The sequence below is a fragment of the Segeticoccus rhizosphaerae genome (genome assembly GCF_005222685.1).
In the GTDB taxonomy this organism is placed as follows: domain Bacteria; phylum Actinomycetota; class Actinomycetes; order Actinomycetales; family Dermatophilaceae; genus Segeticoccus; species Segeticoccus rhizosphaerae.
Map to the genome: position 1 here is coordinate 201,485 of NZ_SWMA01000002.1, position 13,465 is coordinate 214,949.

The following is a 13,465-nucleotide window of genomic DNA, read 5'->3' on the forward strand; positions in this document are numbered from 1 at the left end:
GTCCGGCCCGCTCAATCCGGCTTCGCCGGGTCGGTCACCGGGCCGAGGTCGGGGCGGTCGCGCAGCTCGAGCGGGCCACCAGCGGTCTCCATCTCGAGCACCCACACGATGTTGCTGCCGCTGCGCCAGAGCGGTGCCGGTGCGTAGAGCGTGCGCTGCGGCCCGACGTGCCAGTAGCGACCGAGCAGGAACCCGTTCAGCCACACGAATCCCTTGCCCCAACCGGGCAGCGCCAGGAAGCCATCGCCGGGTGCCGGCACGGAGATCTCGCCCCGGTGGAACGTGGGAGCCTCCGCCGCAACGGGCGCCAGTGCACCCCCGCCGCCGTATGCCGCGCCGCTCCCCTCGGGCGCGCCGCTCCGGTCCGCTCCTGGCCCGGCCCCCGCCCGCTCGGCGAACCGGGTGACGGCGGTGAGGAAGCCCGGGTCGTCCAGCCGGACCGGGCGGCTCGCCCACCCGTGGATCCAGCGGCGCCCCAGCCGAACACCGCCGGTGATGCCCTTGCGTTCACCCAGCTGCGTGCCGTAGTTGACCCGGCCCTGGTTCTCCACGAACAGGTCGAGCCGGACCACGGCGCCGCTGCCTCGCACCGTCAACGCAGCCTCGGTCTCGTTGCCGTCCAGCGCGCCGAGCGGCCGGCCGTCGGCCAGCACGGTCGCTCGGTCGTGCAGCCCCACGACGGACAAAGGATGCTCACCCGCAGGCGCCAGCACCCGGCCGCGGTAGTGCACCAGGCCGTGGTCCTGGCCCAGCTGTTCCATAGTCAGCGGCATCGGTGACGCCGCCGCCTCCCCGAGCTCCTCGGCGACCTCGAGCAGACCCGGCCCGGCGGTCGTCGGCACCCGCTGCGTGGCGAGACGGGGCAGCTCGGGCACACGCGTCAGCGGTGGCAGCTCGCGGTGTCGCCCGATCACCTCGCGGAAGGCGTGGAACTTGGCGGTCAGCTCGCCCGCCTCTCCGACCGCCGCGTCGTAGTCGTAGCTCGTGACTGTGGGCTGGTGCCGGCCCTCGCTGACGTTGGCGCCGCTCCACAGCCCGACGTTGGTGCCGCCGTGCGCCATGTAGAGGTTGAGGCTGGCGCCCGCCGCGAGCAGCTCGTCCAGCACGCCCGCGGCGGAGTCGACCGAGCGCACGTGGTGCGGCTCGCCCCAGTGGTCGAACCAGCCGTCCCAGTACTCCATGCACATCTGCGGCCCGACCGGCTGCTCCGCTCGCAGAGCGTCCAACGACTCTGCCGTCCGCGACCCGAAGTTGACCGTCGCCAGCACTCCCGGCACGCTGCCGCACCGGAGCATGTCGGGCGTCGGCCCGTCCGAGGTGACCAGCAGCACGTCGACCCCACGGGAGACCAGGCCGGCCCGGAGGTGCTCGAGATAGGCAGCGTCGTCGCCGAAGCTGCCGTATTCGTTCTCCACCTGCACGGCCACGACCGGACCGCCGCGCGTGGCCAGCAGCGGCAGGACCCTGGGCAGCAGCACGTCGAACCACTCGTCGACCGCCGAGAGGTATGCCGGGTCGCTGGTCCGCAGTGTGCGGGCGCCACCCGGCAGCACGCCGTCTGCCAGCAGCCAGGCCGGCAACCCCCCGAAGTCCCACTCGGCGCAGATGTAGGGACCGGGCCGCACGATCACGTCCAGCCCGGCCGCGCCCGCCAGCTCGAGGAACCGGGGCAGGTCGTTCCATCCGCGGAAGTCGTGCTCACCGCGACGTCGCTCGTGGACGTTCCACGCGACATACGTCTCGATCGTGTTGAGTCCCAAGGCGCTCAGCCGAGCGAGCCGGTCGGCCCACAGATCCGGGTGGACCCGGAAGTAGGCGCCGGAGACGATCCGGTGCGGCCGACCGTCGCGGAGGAACTGGTCGCCGTGCACGAGAAGGGGGGTGGACACGGTGGATCCTTGCACGCAGCGAGCCACGGACTCTCGAACGGATCCGGGGAACGGGTGTGAGCCGTGGGATCGCGGGTAGGCAGTCCACAGGCGCCGGGCGTTCCCCGGGCGTGTGCCTGGCGCAAGAGCCGGTCGGTCGAGACCAGAGCCGACCGGCTCGCCCCTGTCCGCACACCCGGAGCCGCGCACCAGGTCGAGGGATAGCCTGCAGTCCTCACCGATTTCGAGGAGACTGCCGGACGTGGACGAGGCCGACTACCACCAGCTGAAGTTCGAGCGACGCGACAACGGGGTCCTGCTGATCACCCTGGACCGGCCGGAGAAGCTCAACGCGGCCGACGAGCAGATGCACGGCGAGCTGGCCCGCGTGTGGGCCGACGTCTCGCGGGACCCGAGGACGCGGGTGGCGGTGGTGACCGGCGCGGGGAGGGCGTTCTCCGCGGGTGGCGACCTCGCGATGGTGCAGCGCCAGGCGGGCGACTACGACGCGGTCTCGCACATGCTCGGCGAGATGTCCGACATGGTCTACAACATCGTGAACTGCGAGAAGCCGATCATCAGCGCCATCAACGGTGTCGCCGTCGGCGCCGGCACGGTGGTCGCCCTGATGGCCGACATCTCGATCTGCGCCGAGGACGCCAGGATCGGGGACGGCCACGTCAAGCTGGGCGTGGCCGCCGGCGACCACGCCGCCATGCTGTGGCCGCTCCTGTGCGGAATGGCCAAGGCCCGCTACCACCTGCTCACCGGCGAGATGATCACCGGTGCCGAGGCCGAGCGGATGGGCATGGTCAGCAAGGCGCTGCCCCGCGACCAGGTCCTGGGCGAGGCGCTCCGGGTCGCCGACCTGCTGGCCACCGGCTCACAGCCCGCGATCCGCCTCACCAAGCGCGCACTGAACAACTGGCTCAAGCTGGCCGGCCCGATCTTCGACCAGTCCGCGGCCTACGAGATGCTCTGCTTCATGGGACCCGACGTCCGCGAGGGAGCCGCCGCCATCACCGAGAAGCGCCCGCCCCACTTCCCCTCCGCGGAGGGACCGACCGCCTGAGGTGCCCTGACCTGAGAGTGAGCGACATGACCGCCTACGACCCCACCGCCTACCGCGACTACATCGAGCACGAGTTCAGCTATCTGTCCGGCTTCCGGCGCAACACGCACCGGTATGCCGACCGCGTCGCCTTCCGCGATCCCTCCACCGACACGACGCTCACCTACGCCGAGCTCGGCGCACGGGTCGACCGGCTCGCGACCGGTCTGGCCGACGCCGGCGTGAAGCCCGGCGACGTCGTGGTCTACCAGCTGTTCAACTCGCTCGAGTTCGCGCTGCTCTACCTGGCGACGCAGGCGTGCGGCGCGGTCGGGTCACCGATCAACTTCCGGCTGGCACCCGGCGAGACCGCCTACGTGCTGGACGACTCCACTCCGGTCGTCTTCATCTTCGACGAGTCGCTCCGCGACGACGCCGTGGCGGCGATCGAGCACGCCCAGCACCGTCCCGCCGTGGTGGCGATGGTGGGCAGTGGCGAAACACCTTCGGGCGTGGTGCGGTTCGAGGAGCTGGTCGCGGACTCGCCGCGCGAGCTGCCCGGCACCGCCTCGAGCTACGACGAGACGACCCGGCTCTACACCTCGGGCACGACGGGGATGCCCAAGGGTGTCCCGCTGCCGAGCATGGTCGAGGTCTTCACCGCGCACGACGTGATCATGCACTTCCCCCTCGCCCCCGAGGACCGCACGCTCAACATGTCGCCGTGGTTCCACCGCGGCGGGCTCTACTCCGGCGGGCCGAACCCCGTGTTCTACCTGGGCGGTTCGGTCGTGCCGATGCGCGCCTTCGACGCCGCACGGTGCCTCGACCTGGTCGAGCAGGAGGGCATCACCTTCCTCATCGGAGCGCCTCCGAACCTGGCCATGCTGGCCCGCGAGCAGCAGGCTCGCGCGCGCGACCTGACGACGCTGCACGGGATCGTCACGATGGGCGCGCCGCTGGAACGCGAGGCGTGCCTGCACTACCAGGAGCTGCTGAGCGCCCGAATCTTCAACGGCTACGGCACCACCGAGGCCTTCTGGAACACCTTCCTGCGGCCCAGCGACCTGCCCGAGCACGCGGGCACGGCCGGACGAGCCTGCACCGACGACGACGTGGCCGTCGTCAAGGTCTACGACGACCGGCTGGCGGACCCCACCGACTACGTGGCCAAGGGTGGCGGAGAGGTCGGCGAAGTGATCGTGCGATCGCCGAAGTGCGGCTTCGGCTATGCCAACTCGACCGAGGAGCAGGACGCGAAGTACCACCAGGGCTGGCTCTACATCGGCGACCTCGCCACGTGGGACGCCGGGGAGTACGTCACCATCGTGGGCCGCAAGGACGACATGGTCATCTCCGGCGGGGAGAACGTCCACCCGGTGCAGGTCGAGGAGGCCCTCAACGGGCACGTCGGCATCGCCGACTCCCTCGTCGTCTCCGTGCCGGACGAGAAGTGGGGTCAGATGGTCGTCGCCTACGTGGTGCCGGCCGGAGAGTCGCTCACCGTCGCCGACTGCGAGCGGCACTGCCGCGAGCACCCGATGCTGGCGAACTACAAGCGCCCGCGTGCCTACCGGTTCGTCGACGAGCTGCCGCTGACCGCGACCGGCAAGAAGATGCACTACGTCGCGCGCGAGAAGGCGGCCGGCGAGTACGCCGAAGGCCTCTTCGAGACCGTCTGACCCACCCGCCTGCCCCGCCCTCGGGGGAGCCGGTGGTGGTCAGACCGCGGACGGCTCCGGCTGTGCGTCGGCCTGCTCGGAGCCGGACCGGTCGGCTACAGCGGGTGCACGCCGCATGTGTGCCGGCCGCTCGAAGACCATCGCGGCCAGGAAACCGACCACCAGCACGGCTGCGGGCAGCAGCAGCGAGTTGGCCATCGCCTGGGAGAACCCGTCGTGCAGCGCTGCGGGCAACGGGCCGGTGCCCGCAGCGGCCTCGGCCGAACCTCCACCGGGCATCGCCGGCAGGTGCGAGGCCAGCTGCGACTCCATGAGCACACCGATCGCTGCGCTCCCGAGCACCGCGCCGAACTGGCGGGTCGTGTTGTAGACCCCCGAGCCGGCACCGGCCTGGCTCATCGGCAGGTTGCGGGTCGCGGTCGTCGACAGCGGCGACCACATGAAACCGTTGGCCACGCCGAGCAGGGCGATCGGCAGCAGCAACTGCCAGATCGGCACCTCTGGCGTCATGATCTGGCTCAGCCACACCATCGAGATGGGGAAGGCCGCCAGCCCTACCCCCGCGATGTAGCGCGGGTGGAACCGGTCGGCCAGCTTGCCGACGAAGGGCGCGAGCACGCCGGAGATGACGGCCATCGGCACCAGCAGCAGCGCCGAGCGGGTCGGGCTGAGGCCGCGCACGCTCTGCGCGTAGAGCATGATCGGGAAGGCCATCGCGGTGATGGCGAAACCAACCGTCGTGATCGACACGTTGGCCAGTGAGAAGTTGCGGTCGCGGAACAGGCTCAGCGGCACCAGCGGCTCCCGCCGGTTGCGTCCCTGCCACACCACGAAGACCACCAGGACGAGCACGCCCACCCCGATGAGGGACCAGACCGAGACCGGCCCGGTGATCTGACCCCAGTCATAGTTCTGGCCCTCCTGGATCCCGAAGACCAGGCAGAACAGGCCGATGGCCGACAGCATCACGCCGACCATGTCGAAGCGGTGGCTGTGGGTGGGCAGCACGGGGACGAAGATCATCGCCAGCACGAACCCGACCACGCCGACCGGCACGTTGATGAAGAAGATCCATTCCCACCCCAGGCTGTCGATCAGCACCCCACCGACGATCGGGCCGACCAGGGTGGCGACACCGGCGACCGCGCCCCACAGGCCCATCGCCTGGCCGCGCTTGGTGGCCGGGAAGGTGCGGGTGATGACCGACATGGTCTGTGGGGTCATCATCGCGGCGCCGAAGCCCTGGAACACCCGCGCGATGACCAGGTGGTCGATGGTGCCGGTGAAGCCGCACCACAGCGAGCTGAGCGTGAAGACGGCGAGCCCGACCAGGTAGAGGTTCTTGGGCCCGAAGCGGTCGCCGAGCCGGCCCGTGATCAGCAACGGCACGGCATACGCGAGCAGGTAGGCGCTGGTGACCCAGACCACCGAGTTCACCCCGGCATCCAGGTCGGTCATGATCGCGGGAGTCGCGACCGACACGATCGTGCTGTCGACCAGGATCATGAAGAAGCCGAGGCACAGGGCCCACAGGGCTGGCCAGGGGCTGACCGGCGCCTCGTGGCGTCCGGGTGGTCGGTCGTTCAGGGTGTCGGCCATGTGAGGTCCTTGGAGTCGATGCGGGTGATGAGCCGGCTGATCCAGTCGAGCTCGGTGGTGGTGATGGCGCGCAGGTAGTCGAGCTGGAACCAGTAGGCTTCCGCGACCTCCAGGCGTCGGGCGACCTCGAGGAGGTCCGTGAGCTCCGTGACGGAGGCCTCGAGCGCGGCGCGGCGCCGGGCGAGGGCCTCGAGCACCTCGTCACGCGTGAGGTTGTGGGACTCGGCCAGCGCGACGGGGAAGATCGGGAACTCGTTGACCGGCTCCGCGAGCAGCTCCTGGATGCGGGCACGCAGCGCGGCGCGCCCGCGGTCGGTGAGCTCGTAGGTGGTGCGCTCGGGCCGGTTGCCCTCGCGCTCGGTGCCGGTGGCGACGACCAGCTCGTCGGAGGCGAGCCGCTCGACCGCGTGGTAGAGGGATCCCGGACGCACCTTGACGATGCGGGTCTCCTCGCGCTCGACGAGCAGCTGGTACATCTCGTAGGGATGCATCGGCCGCTCACGCAGCAGCGCGAGGACCGAGATCGCGAGCGGGGTCAGCGGACACGTCACGAGGGTCCCAACACTGGACCGCCCGAAATATTCCACGCGGAATAGTCAAGCACCGACGGGCCGGTGAGATCGAGTTGATTTCTACGCGGCGGCGAGCGGACGGCATACCCGGCACTGGCAGTGGCTCTCCGGCCGGGCACGGAGCTCCCCGGGTAGGAATCGAACCTACGTCGCTAATCCTGATTCAAAGTCAGGCGGCCCCTACCAGCAGAGCAACCGGGGAACGTCCCGCGGGCGGGATCGTGGCAAGGGTAGTGGACCGGACGGCCCCGACCGAACCGCGTGAGGTCCGGCGCACCGACGGCCGTGGGTTACGGTGGCGTAGGTTCGATGGCACGGCGCACGAATACGCGATCGGCATGACGGAGGCACTTGACATGATGGCCGGGTGAACGCGCCCAGGGTCAAGGCCGACGCACCCTCCGTCCGCGCCCGGATGACGGGTGAGCAACGACGCGAGCAGCTCATCGAGGTGGGCCGCAAGCTCTTCGCCGAGAAGGGGTTCGAGGGGACCACTGTCGAGGAGATCGCGCACAAGGCCGACGTCTCCAAGCCGGTGGTCTACGAGCACTTCGGCGGCAAGGAGGGCCTGTATGCCGTCGTGGTCGACCGCGAGATCCGCATGCTTCTCGACGGCATCACCACGGCGCTGACCGCCGAGGCCACGGCCCGCGGCCTGGTCGAGCGGGCCGCCCTCGCGCTCCTCGACTACATCGAGGGATCGACCGACGGGTTCCGCATCCTGGTCCGCGACTCGCCGCCCGGCCAGGCGACCGGCTCCTTCGCCAGCCTGATCAGCGACATCGCCACGCAGGTCGAGCACATCCTCGCGGACGAGTTCAAGCGCAAGAAGCTGGACCCGAAGGCCGCGCCCATCTATGCGCAGATGCTCGTCGGCATGGTGGCGCTGACCGGTCAGTGGTGGCTCGACTCGCGCAAGTTCAAGAAGGCCGACGTGGCGGCGCACCTGGTCAACCTGTCGTGGAACGGGCTGGCCGGCCTCGAGGCCAAACCCCGCCTGCGCCTCGACCCCTGACCTCGGCGACCTGCCCGCCTCACCGGTGAGTAAAAGGTTGCGTGCGAGCTGAACGCACGTTTAGCATACTGATCATGCGTTCAAGGGAGTCCGACCTCACTGCCCGCGCCAGCATCCGCAACGCCGCACTGGCGCTGTTCGCCGAGCACGGGCCGGGCGCGGTCAGCGTGCGCCAGATCGCGACGACGGCCGGGGTCTCGCCGGCGCTGGTGCTGCACCACTTCGGCAGCAAGGCCGGCCTGCGCGAGGCCGTCGACGAGCACGTCGCAGGGGTCTTCGACGAGTTGTTCGACGCGGGCAGCACGGACGACGCCCTCCCGGCGCTGGCGGACGGCGACGCCGGCTCGATCGCCCAGCTCTTCGCCGAGGCCTTCCCGCCCGAGTCCCCGCTGCCTGCCTACCTGCGGCGCCTCCTGCTCTCCGGCGATCCGGCCGGGACGCGGCTGTTCCAGAGCTGGTATGACGCGACGCAAGCCGTCTTCAACCAGATGGTCCGGGAGGGGCTGGCCACCCCCGGCCGCGACCCGGCGGTGCGTTCGGCCTTCGCGTTGGCCAACGACCTGGCGCTGATCCTGCTGCGCGGACCACTCGAGCACGTCCTCGGCTTCGACCCCTTGACACCCGCCGGCATCGACCGTTGGGCCCGTGAGGTGACGGCCGTCTACCGCGACGGGTTGTGGGGCGCCGCTGCGACACCGTCCGCGAGAAAGTGAGACGAGGATGCACGCCACACCCGACGCCACGGCGACAACCCGCGAGCGAGGCAACCACGGGAACGACCTGGACGACCTGGTCAGGGCCGATGGCCTGGTCAAGACCTTCGGCCGGTTCCGCGCCCTCGACGGCCTGGACCTGCGCGTCGCCCGAGGCGAGGTGCACGGCTTCCTCGGACCCAACGGTGCCGGCAAGTCGACCACCATCCGGGTCCTGCTGGGGCTGATGCGTGCAAGCGCCGGCCGGATCGAGGTCTTCGGCCAGGACCCGTGGGAGGACGCTGCCACGCTGCACCGGCGGCTCGCCTACGTGCCGGGTGACGTCGCGCTGTGGCCGGGACTGACCGGCGGACAGTGTCTCGACCTGCTCGGCGACACCCACGGCGGCCTGCGATCCGGGGCGCGGGCGGAGCTGATCGAGCGGTTCGACCTCGACCCGGCCAAACGTGCCCGCGACTACTCCAAGGGCAACCGGCAGAAGGTCGCCCTGATCGCAGCCCTCGCCGCCGACGTCGAACTGCTCGTGCTCGATGAGCCCACCTCCGGCCTCGACCCGTTGATGGAGCAGGTGTTTCAGCAGGCCGTCCGAGAACGCCAGGCACAGGGAGTGACCGTCCTGCTGTCCAGTCACATTCTGGGAGAGGTCGAGGCGCTGGCAGACCGGGTGAGCATCATCCGCGCGGGCCGCAACGTCAGCTCCGGCAGCCTGGCCGAGCTGCGCCGGCACACCCGCACGAGCGTCCACGCCGTCACGCGGGGCCGTTCGTCCGGTCTGGCGACGCTGCCCGGCGTCGGCGAGCTCGACCAGCGCGAGGTGGACGGCCGGCACGCCTCGTCCTTCACGGTCGACGCCGAGCACCTCGACGAGGCGATCGGCCTGGTCCACGGGGCCGGCATCCACACGCTCACCAGCGAGCCACCGAGCCTGGACGAGCTGTTCCTGAGCAACTACGCCGCCGACCCGGCGCTCGCGGGCGGCCGCGGGAACCGCGGCGATGGCGGCGGCGACTCGGTCGACCCGTCTGGCCCGCACGGCAATCGGGGTCGACGTGGCCACCGGCACGGCATACGGGGTGCGCGTCGATGAGCACCACCCGTCTCGGCTCGACAAGCCTTGTCCCCATGGTCGGCATCTCACTGCGCATCGGCTGGAAGGCGATCCTGGCCTGGGTCGTCGGCATCGCCGCGCTGATGGTGCTCACGACGGAGTCGGTCAGCGGCCTCTACGACACGCAGGCGAAGATCGACAGCTACGCCGAGGCGATCGGCGGTGGCGACGCACTGATGCTGCTCAACGGCAAGGTGCACGGGCTCGACACCCTCGGCGGTGTGATCGCCAACGAGTTCGGGTTCGTGGCGTCGTTCGCGGTGCCACTGATGGGGATCAGCCTGATCGCCCGCAGCACCCGCCGCGACGAGGAGTCCGGGCGCCTCGAGCTGCTGCTCGCCGGTCGGATCGGGCGCACCGCGCCGCTGGCGGCCGCCGCGCTGGTGGCGACCGCGGCGCTAATCGTCACCTCGCTGGCCCTGGCCGCGGGCCTGATCTCCGTGGGCGTCCCCGTCGCCGGGTCGCTGCTCTACGCAGCGTCGCTCGGCGCCCTCGGGTTGGTGTTCGCCGGCATCGCGGCTGTCGCCGCACAGGTCGTCCTGCACGGCCGAGGCGTCTACGCGATCGCCCTCGGCCTGCTCGTCCTCGCCTACCTGCTGCGTGGTGTCGGTGACGTCCTCGGCAACGGGCTCACCTGGTTGTCCCCGTTGGGCTGGGCCGAGCAGACGCGGGCGTTCGGGGACGCTCGCACGTGGCCCCTGCTGCTCTCGCTCGCCGTCGGCATCGCCCTTGTGGGTGTGGCGGTCCGGCTCGCCTCTGCCCGCGACGTCGGCAGCGCGCTGCTGCGACGTGGTGCCTCGGCGCCGGCCGCCTCCGCCTTCCTGCGCAGCAGGTGGGGGCTGGCGTCGACGCTGCACCGCGGCGCGGTCATCGGCTGGGCCGCCGGCGCGGTCGTCGTGAGCGGCATGTTCGGGTTGCTCGCCCAGAACGTCATCGACGCGATGGCAGGCAACCCGGCACTGCGTGACGCGTTGGGCGGTGCCGGTGGAGCCGACGGGTTCCTCGCGATGTCAGTCCTGCTCGTGGCACTGGTCAGCGGTGGCTACGTCGTGCAGGCCGTCGGAACCCTTCGTGCGGAGGAGTCAGCAGGGCGGCTCGAGCCGCTGCTGGCCGGCACCTCGAGTCGTATGTCGTGGCTCGCCGTCCACCTCGTCACGATCCTCGCCGGACTGGTCGTGATCGTGGCCCTCGGCGCGCTCACGCTCGGGCTGAGCGTCGCCTGGTCGACCGGCCACGGCGAGACAGGGCGGCTCGTGGGGGCCATCTCGTCCTACCTGCCGCCGGTTCTCGTCCTGCTGGGCGTGGCGCTCGCGGTGTTCGGTGCGTGGCCGAGGGGTTTCGTCGTGGCGTGGGCGGCGTTCGGGTTCACCGCGGTCGTGGCCTTCCTCGGCGACGCCCTGCAGCTACCGACCTGGCTTGCGGACCTCGCACCCACCAGCCACGTCGGCGACCCGCCCGCCGAAGCGGCCGGCGGCGCGCAGCTGGCGCTGCTCACCCTCGTGGCGGTCGGCCTGGTGGCTCTCGCCTTCGTCGGGTTCCGCCGCCGAGGTGTCCCGGCCCGTTGAATCGCTGGTCAGGACCGCTCATCCGGACTGCTGGTCAGGACTGCTGGAGCTCGATCCGGTTGCCCACCGGGTCATCGGTGTGGAACCGTCGCACGCCCGGCACGTTGTCGTCCCAGCGCACTTCGCCGCCGGCGCGTGCCACGGCCTCGGCCACGGAGTCCACGTCCGGGACGAGCAGGCACGGGTGCGCCTTGCGGGCGGGCCGGAAGTCGGCCTCGACGCCGCAGTGCAGCTCGGCCGTGCCGGAACGGAACCACGCCCCTCCCCGGGCGGCCAGCACCGGCGGCTTGCTCACCTCGGTCATGCCGAGCACGCCCGCGTAGAAGCCGCGCAACGCCTGCTCCGACCCGGCCGGACACGACACTTGCACGTGGTGCAGGGCGGTGACCGCCCGGAGTGGTCCGGGGGGTTGGTTCGGCGTGTAGTAGTCGGCCATCAGCTCGCTCGCCCAGTCCGGCTGTCGGACCGCGCCTCTCGGCCCGAACTCGCGCATCACCGGCTTCACGTCGAGCACCGGCGTCCCATCGATCGCGTCCAGTCCCTCGACCTCGAGCCGCGTGCCGTCGACCGCCAGCAACCGGCAGCGACTGACGCCGATCCGTCCGGGCCGACGCTTGCCGCGCTGCGCGAAGATCCCGACCAGCGGCCAGTCGGCCCTACCCCTCGGCCTACGTGCGCCACGCTGCTCGGTGCCGGGCGCGACCAGGTGGAAGTGGTAGACGACCTCGAGGTGCGAGAAGTCCTCGATGACGGCCAGTGCATCCGGGCCGAACTCGGTGGCGTCGAGCTCGATGGCCGCACGCACCGACCCCCAGTGGTCGTCGGCAGCCTCGGTGCGACCGCCGACGACCGTGCCGATCGGCCGCATCGTGAACGCTTCCAAGTCAGCCCTCCCGTCGGTGGCCGACAGCGAAGATCCGCCGGAACGGGAATGGCGTGCCGTGGCGCTGGCGGGGGTAGGCCTGCCGCAGCGACTCGGCATACGCCGTCATGAACTCGGTGCGTTCCTGCTCGCCGGTCAGGACCTCGAGCACGGGGCGCAGCGCCGTGCCCTTGGTCCACTCGAGCACCGGATCTGCTTGCAGCCCTTGGGGATCGAGCATCTGCAGGTAGGTCGTCTCCCACACGTCGACCTCCATTCCGGCGTCCGCGAGCACAGCGGCGTATGCCGTGGGCTCGGCCACGGCATACGCTCCCCGAAACCGCGGGACAAGCTCGTCGGCGCGTGGCATCCGCGCCGCGACGTCGCGCAGCAGAGCGTGCGCGGGGGCGTCGAAGTTGCCCGGCACCTGCATGGCAAACCACCCGCCCGGCGCGACCTGGTCGATCAGCCGTGGCAACAGGTCCAGGTGGGTGGGCACCCACTGCAGTGCGGCGTTGGTGACCAGGACGTCGACCGGCGCTTCCGCCCGCCACGTGACGAGGTCGGCCTCGACCCACTCGACCCGGCCGTCCGGGTCGGCGTCGCGGGCCTGCTCGATCATCGGGGGTGAGGAGTCGACGCCGACGACCCGGGCCCCCGACCAGCGCTGCGCCAGGTGCAGCGTGAGCGGGCCCGCGCCGCAGCCGAGGTCGACCACGCGGTCCGGCGCGTCCGCGTCGATGCGCGAGGTCAGGTCGAAGAAGGGGCGCTCGCGGTGGCCCGCGAAACGGGCGTACTGCTGTGGATCCCAGGTGATGGGCATGATCTACCTCTCGATCTCAAATAGCTTGATATCAAGATACTTGATGGACACTAGACTCGCCACCATGTCGACGCCCGAGGACGAGCAGGACGAGGTCGACCGCATCGTCGAAGCCTGGCAACGCGAGCGGGGAGACCTCGAGGTCACCCCGCTGCACGTGCTCTCACGGGTGTCCCGGCTGGCCCGCCACCTGGACCTGGCCCGCGGCTCGGCCTTCGCCCAGCACCGCCTGGAAGGGTGGGAGTTCGACGTGCTGTCCGCACTGCGCCGAGCCGGCGCACCCTACGAGCTCTCCCCCGGGCAGCTGGTCAAGCAGATGCTGGTGACCAGCGGCACCATGACCAACCGCGTCGACCGGCTCGAACGACGCGGGCTCGTGCACCGCAAACCGAGGCCCGGTGACCGGCGCGGCGTCATCGTGGGCCTGACCCAGGAGGGGAGGAAGGTGGTCGACAGCGCCATGGCCGATCTGCTCGACCGCGAGCGCGAGCTGCTCGCCGAGCTGCCTGAGGGCGAGCGCCGGCAGCTTGCCGAACTGCTCCGCAGGCTGCTGCTGCCGTTCGAGCCCTGACGGCGCGCGGGCGGGCGGCCAACGACCCGTCGGCGC

At 70.8% G+C, this 13,465-nt stretch carries 12 protein-coding genes and 1 tRNA gene; 7 read left to right on the forward strand and 6 right to left on the reverse strand.

Annotated elements, in window-relative coordinates:
* Nucleotides 1–11: 11 nt before the first annotated feature.
* Nucleotides 12–1,889, reverse strand: a complete 1,878-nt coding sequence (locus FCN22_RS02445; protein ID WP_137119936.1) for a glycoside hydrolase family 35 protein — start codon at nt 1,887–1,889, stop codon at nt 12–14.
* 241 nt (nt 1,890–2,130) lie between these two features.
* Here FCN22_RS02445 and FCN22_RS02450 point away from each other — a divergent pair, with 241 nt between their 5' ends.
* Together FCN22_RS02450 and FCN22_RS02455 are read left to right on the forward strand one after the other, a co-directional pair.
* On the forward strand, nt 2,131–2,940 hold the full coding sequence (locus FCN22_RS02450) for an enoyl-CoA hydratase/isomerase family protein (RefSeq protein WP_137119937.1): 810 nt from the start codon (nt 2,131–2,133) through the stop codon (nt 2,938–2,940).
* 26 nt (nt 2,941–2,966) lie between these two features.
* Nucleotides 2,967–4,601, forward strand: a complete 1,635-nt coding sequence (locus tag FCN22_RS02455) for a class I adenylate-forming enzyme family protein (RefSeq protein ID WP_137119938.1) — start codon at nt 2,967–2,969, stop codon at nt 4,599–4,601.
* Nucleotides 4,602–4,640: 39 nt separating this feature from the next.
* Here the strand turns inward: FCN22_RS02455 and FCN22_RS02460 are convergent, their stop codons facing one another.
* The 3 genes from FCN22_RS02460 to FCN22_RS02470 all read right to left on the reverse strand — a co-directional run bounded on the left by FCN22_RS02460 (nt 4,641) and on the right by FCN22_RS02470 (nt 6,974).
* Nucleotides 4,641–6,200 (reverse strand): MFS transporter, encoded by a 1,560-nt coding sequence (locus FCN22_RS02460; protein ID WP_137119939.1) that lies wholly within the window; start codon nt 6,198–6,200, stop codon nt 4,641–4,643.
* Complete coding sequence (locus tag FCN22_RS02465; protein WP_202911354.1) at nt 6,185–6,751, reverse strand: PadR family transcriptional regulator; 567 nt, start codon at nt 6,749–6,751, stop codon at nt 6,185–6,187. The genes FCN22_RS02460 and FCN22_RS02465 overlap by 16 nt, the downstream gene beginning before the upstream one ends.
* 144 nt (nt 6,752–6,895) lie before the next feature.
* A tRNA-Gln gene (locus FCN22_RS02470) sits at nt 6,896–6,974 on the reverse strand.
* A 213-nt stretch (nt 6,975–7,187) separates the two neighbouring features.
* On the opposite strand from FCN22_RS02470, the gene FCN22_RS02475 reads away from it, so the two are divergent.
* From FCN22_RS02475 to FCN22_RS02490, 4 genes are all read left to right on the forward strand, one after another.
* The gene (locus tag FCN22_RS02475) at nt 7,188–7,787 is read left to right on the forward strand and encodes a TetR/AcrR family transcriptional regulator (protein WP_137120038.1); all 600 of its coding nucleotides are present in this window, start codon (nt 7,188–7,190) and stop codon (nt 7,785–7,787) included.
* A gap of 74 nt (nt 7,788–7,861) precedes the next feature.
* Nucleotides 7,862–8,500, forward strand: coding sequence for a TetR/AcrR family transcriptional regulator (locus FCN22_RS02480; protein WP_137119940.1), 639 nt, complete (start codon nt 7,862–7,864; stop codon nt 8,498–8,500).
* Between the two features lie 7 nt (nt 8,501–8,507).
* Entirely contained in the window at nt 8,508–9,587 is a 1,080-nt protein-coding gene (locus FCN22_RS02485; RefSeq protein ID WP_202911355.1) for an ABC transporter ATP-binding protein, read from the forward strand.
* Entirely contained in the window at nt 9,584–11,173 is a 1,590-nt protein-coding gene (locus FCN22_RS02490; RefSeq protein WP_137119941.1) for an ABC transporter permease, read from the forward strand. Before FCN22_RS02485 ends, FCN22_RS02490 begins: the two co-directional genes overlap by 4 nt.
* Before the next feature lie 34 nt (nt 11,174–11,207).
* On the opposite strand, the gene FCN22_RS22640 is transcribed toward FCN22_RS02490, so the two are convergent.
* The gene (locus FCN22_RS22640) at nt 11,208–12,056 is read right to left on the reverse strand and encodes a TrmO family methyltransferase domain-containing protein (protein WP_202911356.1); all 849 of its coding nucleotides are present in this window, start codon (nt 12,054–12,056) and stop codon (nt 11,208–11,210) included.
* A gap of 1 nt (nt 12,057) precedes the next feature.
* Complete coding sequence (locus tag FCN22_RS02500; RefSeq protein ID WP_137119942.1) at nt 12,058–12,858, reverse strand: methyltransferase domain-containing protein; 801 nt, start codon at nt 12,856–12,858, stop codon at nt 12,058–12,060.
* 64 nt (nt 12,859–12,922) lie between these two features.
* Here FCN22_RS02500 and FCN22_RS02505 point away from each other — a divergent pair, with 64 nt between their 5' ends.
* Nucleotides 12,923–13,429: a MarR family winged helix-turn-helix transcriptional regulator gene (locus FCN22_RS02505; protein WP_137119943.1), complete on the forward strand. Its 507-nt coding sequence runs from the start codon at nt 12,923–12,925 to the stop codon at nt 13,427–13,429.
* Nucleotides 13,430–13,465: the final 36 nt, after the last annotated feature.